General features: G+C 33.7%; 21 protein-coding genes and 1 pseudogene. 2 read left to right on the forward strand and 20 right to left on the reverse strand.

Annotated elements, in window-relative coordinates; all coding sequences use genetic code 11:
* From ABZC13_RS02300 to ABZC13_RS02375, 16 genes and pseudogenes are all read right to left on the reverse strand, one after another.
* A pseudogene (locus ABZC13_RS02300) lies at positions 1-660 on the reverse strand (ATPase); the annotation flags it as partial.
* A gap of 88 nt (positions 661-748) precedes the next feature.
* Entirely contained in the window at positions 749-1,942 is a 1,194-nt protein-coding gene (locus ABZC13_RS02305) for a hypothetical protein (protein WP_372999449.1), read from the reverse strand.
* The gene (locus ABZC13_RS02310; protein WP_372999453.1) at positions 1,939-2,508 is read right to left on the reverse strand and encodes an aminodeoxychorismate/anthranilate synthase component II; all 570 of its coding nucleotides are present in this window, start codon (positions 2,506-2,508) and stop codon (positions 1,939-1,941) included. The genes ABZC13_RS02305 and ABZC13_RS02310 overlap by 4 nt, the downstream gene beginning before the upstream one ends.
* 14 nt (positions 2,509-2,522) lie before the next feature.
* On the reverse strand, positions 2,523-3,362 hold the full coding sequence (galU, locus tag ABZC13_RS02315) for a UTP--glucose-1-phosphate uridylyltransferase GalU (protein WP_372999457.1): 840 nt from the start codon (positions 3,360-3,362) through the stop codon (positions 2,523-2,525).
* 53 nt (positions 3,363-3,415) lie between these two features.
* Positions 3,416-4,453: an AI-2E family transporter gene (locus ABZC13_RS02320; protein WP_372999460.1), complete on the reverse strand. Its 1,038-nt coding sequence runs from the start codon at positions 4,451-4,453 to the stop codon at positions 3,416-3,418.
* An 11-nt stretch (positions 4,454-4,464) separates the two neighbouring features.
* Complete coding sequence (locus ABZC13_RS02325) at positions 4,465-5,262, reverse strand: ABC transporter permease (protein WP_372999463.1); 798 nt, start codon at positions 5,260-5,262, stop codon at positions 4,465-4,467.
* Positions 5,263-5,267: 5 nt separating this feature from the next.
* Positions 5,268-7,148, reverse strand: coding sequence for a flagellar hook-associated protein FlgK (flgK, locus tag ABZC13_RS02330; protein WP_372999466.1), 1,881 nt, complete (start codon positions 7,146-7,148; stop codon positions 5,268-5,270).
* Between the two features lies 1 nt (position 7,149).
* Positions 7,150-7,578, reverse strand: a complete 429-nt coding sequence (locus ABZC13_RS02335) for a hypothetical protein (RefSeq protein ID WP_372999469.1) — start codon at positions 7,576-7,578, stop codon at positions 7,150-7,152.
* Between the two features lie 26 nt (positions 7,579-7,604).
* Entirely contained in the window at positions 7,605-7,811 is a 207-nt protein-coding gene (locus ABZC13_RS02340; RefSeq protein WP_372999472.1) for a flagellar biosynthesis anti-sigma factor FlgM, read from the reverse strand.
* A gap of 68 nt (positions 7,812-7,879) precedes the next feature.
* A complete protein-coding gene (locus ABZC13_RS02345) occupies positions 7,880-8,182 on the reverse strand; it encodes a rod-binding protein (RefSeq protein ID WP_372999475.1) in 303 nt (100 codons plus the stop codon).
* An 85-nt stretch (positions 8,183-8,267) separates the two neighbouring features.
* Positions 8,268-9,314: a flagellar basal body P-ring protein FlgI gene (locus ABZC13_RS02350; protein ID WP_372999478.1), complete on the reverse strand. Its 1,047-nt coding sequence runs from the start codon at positions 9,312-9,314 to the stop codon at positions 8,268-8,270.
* A gap of 35 nt (positions 9,315-9,349) precedes the next feature.
* Positions 9,350-9,958: a 16S rRNA (guanine(966)-N(2))-methyltransferase RsmD gene (gene rsmD / locus ABZC13_RS02355; RefSeq protein WP_372999481.1), complete on the reverse strand. Its 609-nt coding sequence runs from the start codon at positions 9,956-9,958 to the stop codon at positions 9,350-9,352.
* On the reverse strand, positions 9,948-10,316 hold the full coding sequence (locus ABZC13_RS02360; RefSeq protein ID WP_372999484.1) for a hypothetical protein: 369 nt from the start codon (positions 10,314-10,316) through the stop codon (positions 9,948-9,950). Before ABZC13_RS02360 ends, rsmD begins: the two co-directional genes overlap by 11 nt.
* The gene (locus ABZC13_RS02365) at positions 10,313-11,008 is read right to left on the reverse strand and encodes an exonuclease domain-containing protein (RefSeq protein WP_372999487.1); all 696 of its coding nucleotides are present in this window, start codon (positions 11,006-11,008) and stop codon (positions 10,313-10,315) included. Before ABZC13_RS02365 ends, ABZC13_RS02360 begins: the two co-directional genes overlap by 4 nt.
* On the reverse strand, positions 11,002-11,541 hold the full coding sequence (locus ABZC13_RS02370) for a hypothetical protein (protein WP_372999490.1): 540 nt from the start codon (positions 11,539-11,541) through the stop codon (positions 11,002-11,004). Before ABZC13_RS02370 ends, ABZC13_RS02365 begins: the two co-directional genes overlap by 7 nt.
* Complete coding sequence (locus ABZC13_RS02375) at positions 11,534-11,962, reverse strand: hypothetical protein (RefSeq protein ID WP_372999493.1); 429 nt, start codon at positions 11,960-11,962, stop codon at positions 11,534-11,536. The genes ABZC13_RS02370 and ABZC13_RS02375 overlap by 8 nt, the downstream gene beginning before the upstream one ends.
* 99 nt (positions 11,963-12,061) lie before the next feature.
* On the opposite strand from ABZC13_RS02375, the gene ABZC13_RS02380 reads away from it, so the two are divergent.
* Both ABZC13_RS02380 and murA read left to right on the forward strand, forming a co-directional pair.
* Positions 12,062-14,446 (forward strand): EAL domain-containing protein, encoded by a 2,385-nt coding sequence (locus tag ABZC13_RS02380; protein ID WP_372999496.1) that lies wholly within the window; start codon positions 12,062-12,064, stop codon positions 14,444-14,446.
* A gap of 43 nt (positions 14,447-14,489) precedes the next feature.
* The gene (murA, locus tag ABZC13_RS02385) at positions 14,490-15,752 is read left to right on the forward strand and encodes a UDP-N-acetylglucosamine 1-carboxyvinyltransferase (protein WP_372999499.1); all 1,263 of its coding nucleotides are present in this window, start codon (positions 14,490-14,492) and stop codon (positions 15,750-15,752) included.
* Positions 15,753-15,825: 73 nt separating this feature from the next.
* Here murA and ABZC13_RS02390 read toward each other — a convergent pair whose 3' ends face one another.
* The 4 genes from ABZC13_RS02390 to ABZC13_RS02405 all read right to left on the reverse strand — a co-directional run bounded on the left by ABZC13_RS02390 (position 15,826) and on the right by ABZC13_RS02405 (position 21,361).
* On the reverse strand, positions 15,826-16,200 hold the full coding sequence (locus ABZC13_RS02390; RefSeq protein WP_372999501.1) for a heat shock protein transcriptional repressor HspR: 375 nt from the start codon (positions 16,198-16,200) through the stop codon (positions 15,826-15,828).
* Between the two features lie 12 nt (positions 16,201-16,212).
* Positions 16,213-17,112, reverse strand: a complete 900-nt coding sequence (locus ABZC13_RS02395) for a DnaJ C-terminal domain-containing protein (RefSeq protein ID WP_372999504.1) — start codon at positions 17,110-17,112, stop codon at positions 16,213-16,215.
* Between the two features lie 400 nt (positions 17,113-17,512).
* Positions 17,513-19,051, reverse strand: coding sequence for a bifunctional phosphoribosylaminoimidazolecarboxamide formyltransferase/IMP cyclohydrolase (purH, locus tag ABZC13_RS02400; protein ID WP_372999507.1), 1,539 nt, complete (start codon positions 19,049-19,051; stop codon positions 17,513-17,515).
* Between the two features lie 114 nt (positions 19,052-19,165).
* Entirely contained in the window at positions 19,166-21,361 is a 2,196-nt protein-coding gene (locus ABZC13_RS02405) for a response regulator (RefSeq protein WP_372999511.1), read from the reverse strand.
* Positions 21,362-21,389: the final 28 nt, after the last annotated feature.

Below are 21,389 nucleotides of genomic sequence, written 5' to 3' on the forward strand. Positions count from 1 at the left end.
ATATGCAAAGTTTAACTCTCTATATGCTTTGAAAAAACCGATTGCGAATTCAGCAAATGCAGCTTTATCAGCTTTTGCAACATCAGCAGGAATATTAGCTTTTATTTTCTTAGCTATTTCTTCTTCTGTATCAGTGATTGCAAATGCTACTTCAGTAACTTTTTCATCCCAACCTTCTTCTACTTCCATTCCACCTTCAGCAGACATATAAAGCATATCATAATCACCAACTACTGTTGCAGAAATGTAGTACTCTTCCTCTTGTTTATGTGGAGTGAATGGCTCAACAACAAAGTGAGTCAACATATCAACTTTTGCTTCACCTGTAGGAGTATCTCCATCAAATGAAAAGTATACTGATTGTTCGGTTGATGATTTCTCATCAATCCAAGATACAGCTTTAGCTAAAGAAACATCACCTGGTTTAGCATCTCTAAAAAGTACTAAATCATTCTTACCTCTTTTTCCAAATAGCATATCCGGTTTAGCAACTAAGGTTTTCTCTTTTAACCAAGCTTTATCTTTTGAAGCTTTCTTTAATTCTGATCCATTTTGAACCATTACAGTTTCATAAGCATAAGTAAAGTCTGGAAAATACTTATCCCAATGTTTTGCTAAAATCGACTTTGCATCATATTCTCTAATCGCTTTTTGAGCCATTTGCAACTCCCTGTTTTATTATTTGAGAGCAATTTTATCACATGTTATTAAATTAATCTCATATGTTAAGAGTCAGAACTCAATAGATTTAATTAGTGTTTACTTTAGTAACAATTGCTTTGTAAACAGCTCTATTTTTGTAACTAATTGTTACACTTTCTCTGTTTTGGTATTTTAGATTTTTTTCAGTAAGGATGTAAGTGTTGCAATTTGTTACACCATAAAACTTTAACCTACTAGCCATTTTGTAATCAGTATCAATACACTCTATACCTCTACTTTTTAATTCATTTGCCAGTTCTTTAGCAACATGCATATTGTATGCGAAGTGATTTTTGGGTTTATCTATAAAAACATATATCTCTTTATTGAAAAATACAACTAGAGAATTTAACACAAGCAATACAAGCGATATGACAAATGCAACTCTGTACTTAGTCCTGAACATTTTCAACCTAACTCTATATGAATGATAGAAGGTTTGTGCTGCCAGAGGAAGAGCCAAGATTAAGTATGGTGCAAAATCTTCTAATTCTATTCTCTGTCTGAAGGATAGAAGTAACGAGAATACAAATGCGACAGATGCAATAAACCATAAAATATCAATTTGTTTAGTTAAATATCTTCTATATAATATGTAGAAGATATATATAAATATAATCGGAGTAAAAATTGCGGTATAGACAGCTATAGTATCTAAAAAGTGCCCCTGAGGCAACCCTGTAGTATCTACTCCATACAATAACAAAGATGTAAAAAAAGCAAACATATTAAATATAAAAAAAGTTCGTTGTTTAGTATATATAGAAAATATTGATAGTGCCAAAAACAGATATACGAATTCTCCACCTATCAATACATAAATGCTAAGAATCAAATATATGTACTTTCTAGAAAAATTTTCATATACATATACAAAAAATAGCAACCCAAATATTACAAGTCCTGCACTCTCTACTATGATTGCAGAGCTGATTACACCAGGTAAAAGTACAAATACGAGAAGAAGCCATAATCTATTTTTTCTATTTGGAAGATACCTTTTAGATATTTTATATAGTAATGTTGCACTCAATAGATGAAATATAATCATTGGAAGTCTTAATGCAAAATCATTAGAACCGAAAAAATATATTGATGTTCTTATAATTAGCTGTAAAAAAGAAAGATCCCCATAAAGAATCATTGATTCGGCATGAGAGATTGAAAGTGAAGATGTTTGAAATAAAAGTATGAAGGCATCTATTCCTAAGATTAAGAAAAAGATGACTCTATGACTCATAATTTTAAAAAATTTCCAATAATTTCATGTCCATACTCACTCATGATTGACTCCGGATGAAATTGAACTCCATAAATATCTCTATCTTTTATCTTAATAGCCATAATTTCATTATCGTCTGTACTAAATGCTGTTGGTTCAACATCCTTAGGGAGAGATTCTTTATCTACTATCAGTGAATGGTATCTTGTAGCTATGAATTCTTGTGGGAGATCTTTAAATATTTCACACTCACTTACTCTTTTCATGGTAGATGTTTTACCATGCATCATATTTTTTGCACGAACTACATCTGCCCCAAATACTTGGGCGATACTCTGATGACCTAAGCAAATTCCTAAAATTGGTAACTTATCTTTAAAATAGTCTATAACCTCTAAAGTAACACCGGCTTCATCTGGAGATGCTGGACCAGGAGAAATAATAATTTTCTCAGGGGCTAACTTTTCAATCTCACTCACACTCATTTCATCATTTCTAATTATCTTAAGATCAGCTCCCAACTCTCTACAATACTGGACAATATTGTAAGTAAAACTGTCATAGTTATCAATCATTAATATCATAAAATTATCCGTTTTTATTTCTGTTTGTTGTAAAAGTAATTTGTCGCTTCTACAAAACCATCTACACTACCACAATCAAATCTTTTTCCTTTAAACTTGTATGCTAAAACTTTTCCTTGTTTTGCTAAAGTCATAAGGGCATCTGTTATTTGGATCTCTCCACCTTTACCAGGCTCAGTAGTTTTTATAATGTCAAAGATTTCAGGAATTAAAATATATCTACCTATGATAGCCAAATTAGAAGGTGCATCTTTAGGTTCTGGTTTTTCTACCATATTATCTACTTTAAAAAGATTATCTTCTATTTCAACACCAGATATTACACCATATTTATTTGTATGTTCTTTGGGAATCTCTTCAATTGCAACAATACAAGAATCAGGATATTTTTCATATAGTTTAGTCATTTGAGATAGTACTGATTCTCCATCATTATCACACAAGTCATCCGCAAGTATAACGGCAAAAGGTTCATTGCCTATTAGTGTTTTCCCCGTAAGGATTGCATGACCTAAACCTTTCATCTCAACTTGTCTCGTGTAACTGAACGTATAGTTATTTACTATAGCTCTAATCTCACTCATCAAGCTCTCTTTTGATGTACCGTCAATTTGATGTTCAAGTTCGTAAGATCTGTCAAAGTGATCTTCAATAGCTCTTTTACCTCTTCCTGTAACAATTGCCATAGTATCCATACCTGCTTCTACAGCTTCTTCCACACCGTATTGAAGTAGTGGTTTAGTTAGTACTGGCAACATCTCTTTTGGAATTGCTTTTGTAGCCGGTAAGAATCTTGTACCGTAACCAGCTGCCGGAAAAAGACATTTATTAATTTTAATATTATTATTTGACATCATAAACCTTGAAGAATTTTAAAGGGCAAGTATATCTTTATTGCTCTTTTATTTTACTTAGCATCTGCACTATTAAGATTCTCCCCTGTACCTAAGAGTACAGCTATCCATCTTGTATTTTCATTTGCATCCAGAACGATTTTAGCCATCATTGTTAGAGGAATAGAAAGTAACATACCTACTATTCCTAGCAACCATCCCCAAAATAGTAATGACAAGAATACTACTAAAGTAGATAGTCCAAGTCCTCTACCCATGATTTTTGGCTCTAACACTGATCCTATTATTATATTTACACCGACATATATAGAAGCTACGATTAGCGCACTTACTGAACCTAGTTGAATCAGTGTTAAAAGCACAGCCGGAACTGCTGCGATAATTGATCCAATATTTGGGATAAAATTCAACATGAAGGCTAAAACTGCCCAAAGAAAAGCATAGTCAGTACCTACAGCTAATAAAGATATCCATATAACAAAACCGGTAAAGAGTGATATTAGAGCTTTTAAAACCATATATCTTTTTATTTTACTAAGTATCTCTTTTATATTATGAATAACGCCATTATCATTTGTTGCATATGTTATCTTACTTGTAAAATGTTCTGATTCTAAAAGCATAAATATTACACTAAGTAATATTACAAATCCATTCGTAAACATTGAGCCTATACCTTGAACTATCCCACTAGATAGCTGCATAATCTGCTTAGGATTTATTATGCTAGTTATTTCATCTTCAGGTACTTCTATTCCAAGACTAATTGCCATCTCAGTTATTTTATGAAAACTGCCAGATAGCTGTTGTTCATAAATACCTATGTTTGAACTAAATTCTTGAGCCGATGTCCCAATAAGCCTTGCCACAAACACTAAAAAAATCACAAAAATAGTTATAACAATAGCTAAGGACAAACCATTAGGTATACCTTTTTTATTGAAATAGTTATATGATGGAGAAAGTATAATTGCTATGAAAAGCGCAAGTAAGAAAGGTATTACTATTGAAGCTGCACTCTTTAGCCCTGCCAAGACAATAATAACACTCGCACAAACAATAAAAAAGTACCCTATATTTCTATCTTGCATCTGGTAGCCTTTTAGTTTTGGATCTGTTTTTGATTTGTTAATTGCTGTAGATAATTTGATATATTAATAAGAGAAAATGTAACCAAAAATATCATCAGACCAGGAAAGAAACTAACCCACCAAGCAATTTCTATAACTTCTTTTCCCCCGCTTAATATTGTACCCCAACTCATTTGCGGTGCAACAATACCAAGCCCTAAAAAACTTAGTCCAGATTCTGCAAGTATAGCACCACCAACACCAAAAGTAAAACTTACAAAGTATATGGGTGCTAAAATTGGTGCATAGTATTTAAAGAGTATTTTTGCTTTACTTACTTTTGCAATGTTTAAGATTTTTATAAAGGGCTGTGAAGTGACTCTAAAACTCTCCGAACGAATCAATCTTGCTGTTGTCATCCAACCCGTTATAGATATGATTACTATTAAAACCCATGCTGAAGCATTTACATAACTAACAAGTGCTAAAAGCAAAAAGAAAGTTGGAAATGTTAAAAATAGATCAACCATAATAACAAATGCTTTATCAACATTACCCCTGAAGTATCCAGCCATTGAACCCAAGATCAGTCCTATAACAGATGCTATAAAAGCACTTCCAACACCGATTATTAGAGATATTTTCCCACCTTCGATAAGTCTGGCTAAAATATCTCTTCCGAGTCTATCTGTTCCTAGAAAATTATCTAATGATGGAGGCAGTAAAATTGAGGAACTGTCTAACTTATATGCGTCAACCCCATAAAAAAAAGAGCCAAAGAAAGAGAAGATAAAAACAGAGACTAAAACAGCTATACTGAATTTTGGCATCTGTTCTACTGTTTTATTCCAAGAAGTGTATCCATCATCTGATCAATAGTAGTTATTACTTTTGCTGCAGCACCATATGACGTTTGATACTTAATCAGATTTGTCATCTCTTCATCTATACTCACTTTTGAAACTGAATCATATTCTAATTGAGTTGCGTTAAACTGCGTAGTAATAGTTTCATTTCTTAAGATTGCGGCATTTGTTTGAGAACCAACTTCAGTGGCAATAATATCAAACATAGCATATGTAGTAGTATTGTATGACTGTCCTCCAACATAAAAATCAAACTTTTCATATTGATGCTGAACCATACTTAGTGCTACAACATTATCACCTGCTGAAGGTGTTGAACCAGCTGAGATAAGAGTTGGATTATTACTTAGCGTATAATTTAACTTCATACTCTGAGCACTATCTCCATCAAGATATCTATTTAAACCAAGGGCACCGGCAAAGTTAGTTCCAGATTCATATGTAGAATCTTTTAACACATCTTGCATAGAAAAAGTAAAACCTCTTGATTTGGAAAGTGGATCCATATCTATTTCAAGTGCATTATCTCCACTGGCATATGTAGCCCAGTTAAACTGCAGAAAATCATCTATATCATTATTAGCATTTCCATCATTATTATCATCAATTTGTGCTTCAATTTGACCTTGAATAGAATTTGATCCTGCTACACCTGTCATAACAGTCGCTGCATTTACGGTAATAGTTCTTCTTGCAGTAATATTGCCATCAACATCATAAACTATTAAATCAAACTCTCCCTCATTCACATTTAATGATGAATTTACAATAGAGTTTGTAGGGTTCAAATCTAAGGTATTTGATTCCATTTTTGTTGTAGTAGTTCTCGCATAAACATTATTAGTTGATTCTATTAGACCTTTAGCAAAAGCATCAAGTTGAGATATAACATTTTGAATTACACCATCAGTTGGCATCCCGCTTGTAGAATCTAGTGAAGACCCGCGAAGATTTAAAATAGATCCGATTACACCACCACTGAGCTTATCAGAGATTGGAATCAGTACACCATCTTGTCTCTCAAATGAAAGATCATAAAATCCGTTTTCGTTATCCTCATTAGATAAATGAAGAGGGTGAAATGTACTGCCGTCAACTATATTAAAACCATTTACATTAACTGAGTAACTGCCTGTTTTAGTATTTGATGAATCATCTATTTGCATATTTGACTCTAATTGCCCTGCATTTACTTCAGCTCCAATAAGCTTAGATAAAGTACGTTCAATTACATTCCTTTTATCTCTTAAATCATTTGCAGTATATGTTCTTCCTGCTTCTGCAATCTCAATTGAGTTATTTAAGTCTGCTAACTGTGCTGCGAGACTGTTTACTTCATTTACATTAACAGAAAGTTGCTCATTTAGCTGAGACTGTAGACTTTTTACTTGATCTTGTGTATAAGCTATATGCTCTGAAAGTGTATTAGTTTGTGTAGCTAAGGCCAATTTTATTGCGTCATTATCTGGATTATCTGCGAAAGTCTGCCACATATTATAGTACTCAGTCAAATCAGCTTTGATACCTACCCCATCGATTTCAGGAAAATATGTTGAAAGTGTTTCTAATGTTTTTCTCTCAAAATCGCTATATGCTTTATCTTCTGAAACACTGTTATATCTGTCAAAAACAAAATTATCAAATACTCTTTTAATATCTTGAACCTGAGAACCGTTTCCAACGTTACCAGGTCCTGTTAAAAGAGGAGTAGCTGCAGCAGAAACCACTCTCTGTCTAGTGTATCCTTCAGTTTCAGCATTTGAAATATTATGACCTGTCGTACTGATACCATTTTGAGCTACATTAAGCCCTGAGTAACCAATATGAAGTGCATTAAATATAGAAGCCATGTTACACTCTCACTTCCAAGATAGATGGGTTTTTAGAAGCAACTTTGTCATAACCTTGCATCTCTGTAGGTACAACTCTTTCTAAAAAAGTATTGTAAAGGTTACTAACTATCAGGACAAGTCTTGCATAGTGTTTATTTACATCTCTGAGGTTGCTTAGTTCTACTTTTAAATCGTCCAATTGTAGATGCTGTTCTTTACTAAGGAGTTCTGGTAAATCCATATCAGGATTTTGAGTCATTAAAGATGATATTTCATGATCAATCATAGCTTTCTTAGCTTCAAAACTTTTAAGCTTCTCTTCTTTTAGTGATAATCTATCAAATTGCGGATCATTTTTAGCTTCTTTAATATCTGCTATATCAGACTCAGTAATTTTTATTAAATCCCTTAAGTCACTTAAGGCACCCTGTAAATGATGAGACAACATCTTTAACCCCTATCTTGTATTTAAACCTACAACAATTCTTCAGCAATCTTTTGCGAAAGAGCTTCTAGGTTAATTTTATACTCGCCAGATTCAAGAGCTTCTTTTATCCGCTCTACCTTGCTTGTATCACCTTGTTTTGTAACATTCGTTGAGGCCTTACCAGCTTCTTTGGATTCTCCAAAGTTACTAGCATAAGCACCACGAACCGCAGAACTATTTACTTGCGAAATCATAACTTATCCTTTGATTGTCTCTATAGACTTTTTATTATACAGCTATATCGACAATTAAAGAAAAAACTTCAACTTTTTTGACTTAGATAATCAAAAAGCATCTGAGAAAATCCAAAGCCTCCTGCACTCGCTTTTGCAAGTTCCTCTCTATACATTGATTTGTATATTTTATCTCCAGGATCATTCTGCTGTGAGAAAAGATTTTTCTCATCTTTCATAGCATTATCCATAAGCATCTTAAGTATTACAGATTCAAAAGCATCTGTCTGTTCTCTAAGTTTAGCTTCATTTGAATTTGAATCAATTTTTGGAACACTTTGATTCTGTGACATCATTTGAGCTTGCATATTAATAGAGTTAGAACCGTACATAATGTCTCCTTTTATTATTTCTCATAAAAGCTGAACAAGTCCAGATTTTATTCACTCACTAAAGCTTTGTCTATCGACAAGAAAACTATATTACTTTTAGCTCGGCTGAAATACTACCGGCACTTTTCATGGCTTCTAATATAGATATAATATCTTTAGGAGAAGCCCCAAGTTTTTGAAGAGAACGGACTATGTTAGCCACGGTCGTAGTTCCCTTTGTAGTATAAAGCTCATTCTGATTTAGTCCTATCACCAAATCTTTGTCTACCGTCATCGAACCTTCAGGTTGAGATGGAGAATCTTGAGACAGTATCTTTATCGTTATGTCTCCATGAGTCAAAACTATTGGTTTAACTTCTATATTTACTCCAGCAATTATAGTTCCCGTTCTCTCATTGATGATGATTTTATTTTTAGGTCTATAGTTCATATCTATATCTTGAACCTCAGCTAAAAATTCTATCATGCTTCTGTTCTGTGGACGTTTGAGACGTATAGTTCTTGGGTCCATGGCAACTGCAACTTGAGTGTTATAAAAACTGTTAACTGCTTTTTGAATAGAAACACTGTTTTTGAAGTTTGACTCTTTTAGTGATAGTGTCGCGTACTCTTGATTGTAAAGATCTATACTTATCTCACGCTCTACAAAGCCACCATCAAAAACAATACCTACAGTAGGATGAGATTCACTTCCTGCACCTCTAGAGTTTTTACCACCGATACTAATATGACCCTGAGCAAGTGCATATATCTTACCATCAACCCCTTTTAGAGGTGTCATAAGAAGTGTTCCGCCCTCAAGCGATTTAGCATCTCCAATAGATGAAACCGTAATATCAAACTTATCACCTTGTCTGGCAAATGGCTGAAGGTTTGCTGTTACAACAACTGCTGCAACATTTTTTGATTTGATATCGATTGGATTCATATCTATATTCATGGCTTTTAACATGTTTGAGATTGATTGAAGTGTAAATTTTGAAGTAGTTCCATCACCAGTTTTTTTAAGACCAACCACAAGTGAATAACCAATAATCTGATTCTCACGAACACCGACGATGTTTGCGACATCATTGATTTTTGTAGCGTAAATAGAAGTAAGAGTAAGTAAGAGTAAAATAATTGTTTTCATAGCTAGTCCTTTAACTAGCTATTACTCAGCAACTACTATTCCACAATTTCTTCAAAATAGGTTAATGTAGTATTCCCAAATTTTTTAGATTTTTTCTTTGTGAATGCACCTATAGTCTCAGGTATTTCCAGACCTGTCATATGCTCGATGATTATGAGTTCTGTAAGCTCTGGAGGGATAGAAGCTATCATCTCTATCATCTTGTCGTAGATATCTTCCATACCTTCTCTGATGCTAAATGGAGGGTCGATGTAAAAGTATGCTCTTTGGTTATTTCTCTTTAGAGTTGATATGACCGCATTGATATTTGAAAAACTGTCTCCACTAAATACTTCACATGCAGACGGGTCAGTTATAGAGATGTTTTCTTTTAGTACTTTTATTGCATCTCTGTCTTGTTCCATAAAAAGTATGTTCTTAGCTCCGCGGCTTAATGCTTCAAGACCTATAGAACCGCTTCCTGAGAAGACCTCAACAAAAGTAGCATCTATGATATCAAACTGAATAGTGTTGAAAAAAGACTCTAAAACTATTGACTTAGATGAACGCGTAGTTGTTTTTGATGGGAGTTTTAAAACTTTGTTTTTAAATTTTCCGGATATTATTTTTTTAGTTAATTGTCTATTTTTATCACTATTTTTCATAAAACGCTCTAACTGCCTTTAAAATATTTTCTTTATACTCTTGAGTAAGAATATCTATTCTCTTCTCTAAGATGCTAAAGTCAGCTGTCTCATTATCAAAAGATTCCACTATTTCTTCAGCTTTAGGAGAAACTCTCTTGTGTCTTTTTTCAAGTGCCAAGATAAGCGCTGACTTTGAAAAAGGTTTAACCAAGTCTGAGTCGATGTCTTTTGAAATGTAGAAAGTTCTCTCATCATTTAGAGCTTTAAAGTCACGAACGACAATATCACACTGCTTCAAAGAGCTTAGATGCGATGATAAAAAAATCTCTAATGATTTTTGTAATAGTGGTGATTTACACTCAACTGCTATCTTCATGAGACTCCCTCTAAATAATATTCGATACTATAGCGCAAATCTTCATCTAAATCCAGGATATTTCCAAGCATCCACTCCAAATATCCTCTATCAATCATACTGATTTCTTCTATATAACTACCTTTATGCTTTCCAAACTCAAACTTAGTAAGGAGCACTTTTTTGAAACTAAGTTCTGAAAGTTTATCTTTTGGAGCCATTTCTAAAAGATACTCATAAAGGTTTTTTACGATTGTTGCGTCACTTAATGCATTATGAGCCTGAAGTTCTTCTTTTTCTTTTCTATAGAGTTTTAACTCATATCTTAAAAACTGCAGAGAAAATTGTTCACACTCAGGGACTAGATGCTTAGTAACTCTCAGCGTATCAATCACTTCACCTTTAAAACTAAAACCTGATTTCTCTAACATTGAGAGATCAAACTTTATGTTATGCCCTACAAGAGTAGTATTTTCATTGTTATTTTTTACAAGAAATTTATATGCTTCGCTATCTTGAAATTTCAGCTGACCTTTTAGCATCTCATTTGTTATATGGTTTATGCAAGATGCTTGAGGCAGGATTTTCTTACCTTCATTTACCAACTCATATATAGTTGTAGTATTTTCATCTTCTATAGCGATAATACCAACAGAGCAAACCTTGTCTATTTCTTCTAAACCTGTAGTCTCAACATCTAAAAAAATCAGCATTTCACTACTTTAACTCTCTTGCATCTAGTAGTCATCAACATAAATGAGAAGTAACCACTTACTAATAAAAAAGCGAATAGCCAGTAAATATTAAACCACTCAAAGACTCCGCTATAAGAGGTAAACATATATGTGAAGATAAGAGATAGAACCATAAAAGATCCGACTAACCAGATGATGAGCATAAACCACTTTCTCCAAACTTTGACTAGATCTCCATAGCCAACTTCTTCCAAGAGTTCTTTACCATTACAAGAGTAAAGATGAAGTTTATATCCGGCTATGCAAACATTAAAAATATATTTTAAACCACGAAAAAGAGCTAAGAGTAGTGTAAAACTCCAGATGATTGGAAACCAAAACACAAATACATCCATAAGTGCACTTGTCACTTCGCTGCTTAAAGCTGCCATTCCCTGACTTATGTATATGTAAAGTGTGATGAAGAGTGAAAGGATAGAAGCCAATATGATGCTACCAAGTGTCAATCTAGTAGACCATCTTAGCCATAAGAAAAAATAGAACTTACTCATTTACTTTAAAAGTTCCTATCATGTCATAGTAGTTTTCCAGAGTCATAAAACTTTTCTCAAACCTGTATCTTATAATGAATTCTACAACCATATCCTTTAAAGCACTCTCAACATTTTCAACTTTTCCAAAATAGGCAAGTGATATATTTTTACTCTTTTGTACTGCTGTTTTATCATAACTGATTGCAAGTATTTGAAGGTATTTTCCCTTTTTTATCTCTCCAAGACTATCACTCAAAAGAGAAGCTCCAGAGAGATTGATAGCCTTAAAATCAAACAAATCTGAAAAGTTTTCTACTTTTTTATCAATTTCAATTTTTTTATATAAATTTTTTAATATTTTTAAATTATCTTTTCTTGCTGTCTCATAAGAAGATATTTTATTTGTTAGATTTTTTAGTCTATCAAGAGCTGAACTCATCGTGCTTCCTATTGTCTCAGTAATTGTAAAAGTATATCAAAAAAGCATTCCTTTATCTATTAAAGAGTACAATCCCATATTTAACTTAGGTTATCCAGCATGAAAATATCTTTTACTTCTTTGACATTCAAAACTCTTTCTCTGCTTTTTATATCATCTATTATTTTCATCATTTTTATTGTAATTATTGCAAAAGAATCTTTTTCTCAAGGCTATACCTATCTAATACAAGAAGACATTAGCTCTATAGAAGAAAAAATATCTCCTGAAATAGCTATGAATCTAAGTTATGGACTAAATAAAGAGCTTAAAAGAATAGCTACAAACCAACTTAAACATAAGAAAATTCTGCTTTTAAAGATAGACTCCGTAAGCCTTGAGAAACCTATGCTCTTTTCCAAGAAAAATAAATCAATAGAAGAGTTAGAAAAAGCAGGTCACTTTGTATCAACAAAGATTATTTACGACCCGGCTACCTCAAACAAACTCGGCAAGATAATTCTAATATACTCAAATGAATCATATAAAACTTACATAGAAAATTTCTACAAATGGTTTCTTGGTGGGGTTACACTATTTGGGTTTGCGATAGCAATACTTGGCTTTTTTTTATATAACTCATTAAAAAGATTAACTGTATTGGCATCAGCCTTTGAAAAATTTAACCCAAACAGACCAAATAACTTTCTTTTCAATATTGAAACAAACGATGAGATTGGAACTATCAACAGATCAGCAAATATCATGGTTAAAAAACTTACTAAATATATAAACAACACAAAAGACTTGAGTGATACTATCTTGCAAAAAGAAGCTCATCTGAAAGAGGCTCAAAGAATTGCTAAAGTTGGAAGTTGGGAATACAACGTAGTTGATGGGAATCTATTGCTAAGTGATGAAGTTTACCGTATCTTGGGAGTAAAATTTGGCACTCAAATAAAATGGAAGGATTTTTTAAACTTTATCTCAAAAGATGATTATGACAATGTTATAAAAACTATTGATGATGCCATAAAGTATGGTTCAAAGTTCAATATAAAATACTCCATGACTCTTCAAAGTAAAAATGAAATTTTTGTGCAAACAAGAGGTAAAGTTCGTAAAAAAGCGGGCGGCAATATTAGAATAACTGCTGTCAGCATGGATATAACTAACGACATTAAAAATAAAAAGACCATTGAAAAACTTGCTTATTATGACTCTCTAACCGGTCTTGCCAACAGAACACTTCTTAGAGATAGGATGTATAAAGCCATTCAACATTCAAAAAGAGAAAAAACAAAGCTAGCCGTAATGTTTTTGGACCTTGATCACTTTAAACTAATCAATGACACTCTTGGTCACAGTGTTGGAGATGATCTCTTAATGCATATAGCAGAGATATTAAAGGTACATATTAGAGAATCTGACACACTCTCAAGACTTGGAGGAGATGAGTTTGTTATCCTGCTTCCATCAGTTAAATCAAACTTTGATGCAGAGAATATTGCTTCTAAGATTCAACAAACTCTTCAAAGTAAGCACGACATTGGTGATCATCAACTTTATATTACTTCAAGTATTGGTGTTTCTATTTATCCTGAACATGGTGAGAACGCGGAAGAACTGATTAGAAATGCAGATACAGCGATGTATGAAGCTAAAAACAATGGTAGGAACAACTATAGAATCTACTCACAATCTATGGGTAACTATATTGATCAGCAGTTGCATCTAGAACAAGACCTGATTCAAGCTGTAAAAAACAAAACTGGCATCGAAGTATTTTATCAAGCAAAGATAGACTCCATAAGTAACTTTATATCAGGAGCAGAGGCATTGGCAAGATGGCGACATCCAACTAACGGTCTAATCTTTCCAGATCAGTTTATACATATCGCTGAGAGTACAGGTCTGATGATTGAACTTGGAAATATTATTATTGAAGAATCTATTTTCCAAGTTCAAGAGTGGAATAAACTAGGTCTTGTAGGATTAAAAATTGCAATAAATCTTTCCGCCAGACAGTTTCAGGACCCTAACTTGGTCTCATTTATCTCATCTATGTTACATAGCTACCAAGTTAGTCCATCACAAGTTGAGTTTGAGATTACAGAGACTATCTCTATGACAAATATGACAAATACTCTCAGAATTCTTACTGAGTTGAAAGCGATTGGGGTTTCTATTGCCATAGATGACTTTGGAACCGGGCACTCATCGTTAGCTTATCTCAAGAAGTTTCCTATAAATACATTAAAAATAGACAGATCATTTGTTATTGATATAATGGACAATGATGAAGATAAAACAATAGTTCAAACAATTATTTCTATGGCGCACTCTCTAGGATTTAATACTGTTGCCGAAGGAGTAGAGACTTTAGAACACGTAGAACTACTTCAAAACATGGACTGTGACCAACTTCAGGGATACTATTTTTCAAAGCCTATACCTAAAGATGAGTTTACAAAATTTATAAAAGATTATATGCCGAATAAGTAACATATTCAGATATAATTTCATTATTAAACTATAAAAGATACTGATGGACTACTTACAGATAAAAAGAGTTAATTCTCTAAATGGAAATATTAAAATCTCTGGTGCAAAAAATGCATCCCTTCCACTAATTGCAATGACTATCCTTGCGAACAATAGTGTTCATATTAAAAATTTGCCTCACGTAGCAGACATAAACACTCTTTTAAAACTTTTATCTAATCTTGGTGCACAGTGCGACTTTCATGATGACAGAGTTGTAGTTGACACATCAACTCTTACGCAGACAAAAGCGACCTATGACATTGTAAAAACAATGAGAGCTTCTATCCTTGTATTAGGACCTATTTTAGCTAGATTTGGTCACTGTGAAGTATCTCTTCCCGGTGGATGTGCTATAGGTCAAAGACCTGTAGACTTGCATCTAAAAGCTCTAGAGCAGATGGGTGCAAAGATAAATATAGAAGCAGGGTATATTCAAGCAACTGCTCCTGATGGACTAAAGGGTTGTGACATAAACTTCGACAAGATAACAGTGACTGGAACGGCAAACATTGTAATGGCGGCAGCCCTGGCATCTGGAAGTACAACATTAAGCAATGCAGCTAGAGAGCCTGAAGTAGTTCAACTTTGTGAAATTCTTAATGCAAGTGGAGTAAAGATTGATGGTATCGGAACTGCAGTTTTAACAATACATGGGACAAACGGCAAGCTTATTGATATTGAAGAGTTTTCTGTTATCCCTGATCGTATAGAAGCTGGAACATATCTTTGTGCAGGAGCTATCAGTAGATGTGAGCTCACTCTTACAAATGTAGAGCCAAAACATTTAGGTGCTGTACTTGCAAAACTTGAAGAGATGGGAAGTACATTTACAACTACAAAAGAGAGTATTACAATTCACCCATCAGAAGTTATAAAACCTGTAAAGATTGTAACACAAGAGTATCCGGCATTTCCAACAGATATGCAAGCTCAATTTTTAGCTCTTGCTACGCAGGCAAATGGGACCTCTATCATTGAAGAGAGACTATTTGAAAATAGATTTATGCACGTTAGTGAGTTACAAAGAATGGGAGCTGACATCTCCTTAAACGGAAATGTTGCAACTATAAATGGTGGAACACAACTGAGTGGAACAGATGTTATGGCAACGGACTTAAGAGCTTCAAGTGCTCTTGTTTTAGCTGGACTTGTTGCAAACGGAACAACAGATGTACATAGGATTTATCATTTAGATCGTGGTTATGACGCTTTAGAGAAAAAGCTCGAAGCTGTTGGAGCGAATGTTAAAAGATTAAAAGAGTAGTACCCTCATCTTTATTTGAGCTTCCGTGAACATTTTTCTTTGAAAAATATTCCATACGCTAAAGCTGAGGGCATTATTCAAATATTATCATCTCATAAATAGATTTTTTCGTTACTAAAGCTTTATCCGGAGATACTGAGTGAGTATTTTGTGCACGGGCTACTTGATGACGAAGTTCTGCAATCTCGCTCTCCATATCATCAACATTTTCCTTAAGTCTTAAAATAATATCAACTCCTGCAAGATTTACGCCAAGTTCACGAGTTAGTCTAAGAATAAGTTTTATCTTGTCTATATCTCTTTGAGAATATAGTCTTATACGACCGTTTGAGCGAGATGGACAGATTAAATTTTCACGCTCATACTGTCTAAGAGTTTGAGGGTGAATTTCCAAAATCTTTGCGACTATACTAATCAAATAAACCGGTTCATCGTATTGGTGTATCATTTTGTCTCCATTTTACTCGTTAGGTAGTTTTTCTTTCATCATCTCAACTAAGTCAGCATCTAACTCATCAACATTAGGTAAAACAATATTTGCCTCAAGATATAGGTTTCCACGAACCTTAGTCTTGCGGTTCATTGCACCCATCTCTTTCACACGAAATCTTTGTCCGTTTTTAGTATTTTGTGGAACTTTTAACTTTATCTCTTTTTCTAAAGTCTTAATTGCAATCTTTTCACTAAAAAGTGCCGCATAGAGAGGAACATCAAAAGTCTTAATAAGATCATCACCCTCTCTAATATATTCAGGGCTAGGTGCAACAGTAATCTTTAAAAACAGATCACCTGCTCTTCCACCCTGGGCATGACCTTTTCCTTTAACCCGCATCTTCTCACCGCTCTTAACACCGGCAGGAATCTTGATGTCAAATCTCTCACCGTTTACGGATACAGAGTGCGAACCACCAAGGATAGATACACTAAATGGAATTGTTACACTTGTTTCTATGTCTAAGTTTGGTTGTTGCTGTTGAGAACTAAATCCTCCACCGCCAAAAGGATTGCCACCGCCACCGAAGCCGCCAAAGCCACCTCCTCCGCCGAAACCACCTCCACCAGAGAACATTTGACGAAGTATGTCATCTAAATCACCCTGACCGCCTCCATGTGAACGTGAAAAGTCGTGGAAGTTTTGACCGCCAAACATACTGTCACCATGCATATCGTACTGTTGTTTCTTCTTTTTATCACTTAGAATTTCATAAGCAGAGTTTATCTCTTTAAATTTATCTTCTGCACCCTTATCTTTATTTACATCCGGGTGATACTGTCTTGCTAATTTTCTATATGCTTTTTTAATCTCGCTCTCACTAGCACTTTCTGATACTTCGAGAGTTTCGTATAATGATTTAGCCATTTGTTACTTTTCCTAAAATTTATATAATTATTTATTAAGTGTGATTATATCATAAGGGTTGAGTCTATGTCAATCAAGATGCTCGTTCATAAAAGCTAACCACACCAAACGGCTTCATGTGGGGTACCCCAAAATCAAAGATTTTGACCCTCACACTGCAGGGGTTTTGCTTAGGTTAGCTTTCACTCACTATTGGCGTGGTAGATTTACTAACACTTGCAGAGCTCAGATACATTTTAAATTTTTCGTAAAGAAAACTCAACTGTCTGAACGAAGTGAGTTTTGAGTTTTTAGTAAAATTTAAAATGTATCTGAGTTTACCCAGCGAAGCTGGGCTCGAAACTGTTAGTGAGCTTTTTTGCTTACTTTTTTTACGAAGAAAAAAAGTATGAGAGTAATTTTAATGTAAAAAGTGTCTTACCTCAGAAAAGTAAAGAGACATACCAAACTCGTTGGCTGCATCTATAATCTCTTCATCACGAATTGAACCACCAGGCTCGATTACATTTTTAACACCGGCAGCAGCAGCTGCGTCAATAGAGTCACGGAATGGGAAGAATGCTTCAGATGCAAGAGCTGCACCAGTAACATCAAGACCCATCTCTTTAGCTTTTTTAAGTGCACATTGGCTTGCATCTACACGAGATGTCATACCCATACCAACCGCTACCATTGCAGAGTTTTTAACATAAACTACACAGTTAGATTTTGTAAGAGATGCTACTTTGTATGCTATCTCTAAATCTTTCATATCTTGTGCTTCGGCAGCATTTTGTGAGACAAGTTTTGCATTTTTAACTTCGTCCTCGCCAACTTTATCAGCATCTTGATAAACAAAACCACCGTCGATATGTTTGAAGTCTTTTTTGTCATTCGCAAGAACTAACTTATCAGAACCCATCTCAAATAACTTGATACGCTTCTTAGCAGCAAACACCTCTTGAGCTTCTTCGGTTATACGACCAGCGATAACTACTTCTAAGAAAATTTCGTTCATTTTCTCTGCCAGAGCTTTATCAACAGTACCGTTAACTGAAACTACACCACCAAATGCAGAAACAGGATCGCACTTAAGAGCTTCTTCATAAGCTTCTAGAAGAGTATCTTTAATAGCAAATCCACATGGGTTACCATGTTTAGTAATACATACTGCATTCTCTTCACCAAATGCTGATGCAATTTTAACAGCACCGCTAAGGTCGTTTAAGTTATTGAAACTTGCTTCACCTTTTAAAGTTGTAAAGTTGTTTGAGTAGTGCTTATCAAATTCATATAAAGCACCTTTTTGGTGAGGATTTTCACCATAACGAGTATCCATAACTTTGTTTCCAACTATGAATTGTTTCTCACCGAAACCTCCGTTGAAACGCTCGTTCATGTAGTTAGCTATCATCGAGTCATATGCAGCAGTGTGCTCATACGCTTTTATCATATAGCCGCGACGGAACTCTTTTGTATTTTTTTCATTTTCAATCGCATCTATAACTTCATCGTAATCTGCTACGTTTGTAACTATAATTACACTATCAAAGTTTTTTGCAGCTGAGCGAACCATAGCAGGTCCGCCGATATCTATATTTTCTATAATATCATCGAAATCATCAGTTTTCTCAATAGTCTCTTTAAAAGGATAGAGATTTACACAAACCAAATCAATAGACTCAACGCCTAATTCTTTTGCTTGATCTAAGTGTGACTGCTTGTCACGACGGTGTAGGATTCCACCATGCACATAAGGGTTAAGAGTTTTTACTCTACCTTCAAAACACTCTGGGAATTTTGTTACCTCATCGATTTCAATAGCTTTTATACCAGATTCAACTAACTTTTTATAAGTTCCACCAGTTGAGATAATCTCATAACCATTTTTTACTAAAGAGTTACAAAACTCTACTACGCCTGCTTTATCGCTAACACTTACCAATGCTCTTTTTGCCAAAGAAAATCCTTTTGATGAAAGAAAATTTAAATTATGGAATTTTATCTAAAATAAGATTATGGTTTTATGAAGATTAAGAGCTAGAAGAGTAAAGTTTAAAAATGCTTTGCCTTATTAAACTTTATCTTGAAATTTATCACGTATTTCTAAAAATTTATCTAGGTTTTCTAAAAAGAGATTTACAAGCTTAGGATCAAAATGTTTACCTCTCTCTTCTTTAAAAAATTCTAAAATTTTATCAAGCTCCCAAGCTTTTTTATAGCATCTGTCACTTCCAAGAGCATCAAATACATCTGCAATTGCTGTAATTCTTCCAAAAATATGTATTTTTTCACCTACCAACTTATTTGGATATCCATTGCCATCCCATTTTTCATGATGAGTATATGCGACTATTGCTGCTGCTTTTAATATTTTTCTTTTTGATTTTTTCAAAATATTGTATCCGAGCTTAGAGTGAGTTTTCATGATATTCCACTCATACTCGTCTAGCTTCCCAGGTTTAAGCAATATGCTATCTGGTATTCCAACTTTTCCAATATCATGCATCGGTGAAGCACTATAGAGCAGTTCTGAGTTCTTATCTCCAAGCCCTGATAAAAGAGCAAGTAGTTTTGAATATTCAGCAACTCTCTTAACATGATAACCTGTCTCTTTAGAACGAGTTTCACCAACTTCACCCATACGATGTATGACCTCTTTTTGTGTATCTTCAAGTTCAGTATGAAGTTTTACAAACTCTGTCATATTATGGCTAATAAACATATGCTCTATAACATTATTATCAGAATCCATAATTGGAACAATTGTACTGTTAACATAATAAGAACTTCCGTCTTTTGCTATGTGCCTTATTTCTCCAGTCCAACTATTCCCATTTAGGATTGTGTTCCAAATATTTTTATATAGACTTGGTGAATTCTTAGGATGACGTAACATAACATGAGATTTACCTATTAATTCTTCTTTTGTATATCCTGACACTTCACAGAAAGCCTCATTTACATATGTTATTGTTCCATCAACGTCTGAGCGAGATAAGATATTACTAACATCTATTGCTTTTTCATATTCTGAAGAACGTTTTAACATCACTTGAAAATTATCTTCTGAAATGTTCAGTTCATTTTCTAAATGCTCTTTCATCATCTCTATAGCAGTTATATCAGATCTTATACCTATATACTCTACAATATTGCCATCATAATCAACTATTGGACTTATCACTGTATCTACATAGTAAGCTTGACCATCTTTTGTTATATTTTTAACAACTCCATGCCAAGATTCTTTCTTTTGAATAGTTTCCCATAATTCCTTAAATATTTTTGATGGCATATCTTTGTGACGAATAATATTATGAGGCTTTCCAATTAGTTCTTCTCTGGTAAATCCAGATAGTTCACAAAACTTATCATTAGCATATGTAATATTACCTTTTAGGTCTGTTTTAGATACTACAGTACTTCTATCTACTGCATCTTTATATTCATTTAAAAGTTGTTGTCTACAAAGTATCTCTCTATCCTTACGGTTTAACTCAATTGCAGAATCAACTTTAAGAACGAATTCCTCTATATTGAATGGTTTTTTAATAAAATCAGAAGATCCTAATTTCAGTGAGCTACGTACGAGTTCAGGATCACCTTTTCCGGATATAACTATAATAGGAAGTGGACATAGATCTGGAATAGATTTTATTTCTCTAATAACATCAAGACCATGCTTATCTGGGAGCTCCATATCAAGTATAATCAGGTTTATTGTTTTAGTTTTTAAAAGTTCCAAAGCTTCTTCAGCATTTTCAGCCTCTATAACATTGTAATTTCTTACTTTTAATATTGTCTCAATATGCTTTCTTACTAACTTAGAATCATCAACAACTAAAACATTACTGATATAGTTTTTTTCTATGGAGTGAATAACTTGGTCTATTGCAATTATTGAGTTATTAAAGTATTTATCTTTAACAAGATAATCCAAGATGCCATTTTTAAATAGTCCTTCTCTTGCTTGTATATCTGTTTCTGCTGTAAGTATAATAATTTTTGCTTTAGTTAAACGTTTCACTTCTCTAACAAGTTCTTCACCATAAGCATCCGGTAGATTCAGGTCTAAAATCACAAAATCATATTTGGCATTTACTAATTTATGAGATGCTGTTGCGTAGTCAAATGCCTGCTCGCAGACATAACCCATATCTACCAATATTTTATTAATACTATTATTAACAAATTCAGAATCTTCTACAATCAATATCTCATATGAGGAATTTTCAATAGCTTGCTCGTAGTTATCACAATATAACATTTAGCTGAAACCTTTAACTATTTAATTA

The sequence above is a fragment of the Sulfurimonas sp. genome, from assembly GCF_041563035.1.
Classification (GTDB): domain Bacteria; phylum Campylobacterota; class Campylobacteria; order Campylobacterales; family Sulfurimonadaceae; genus Sulfurimonas.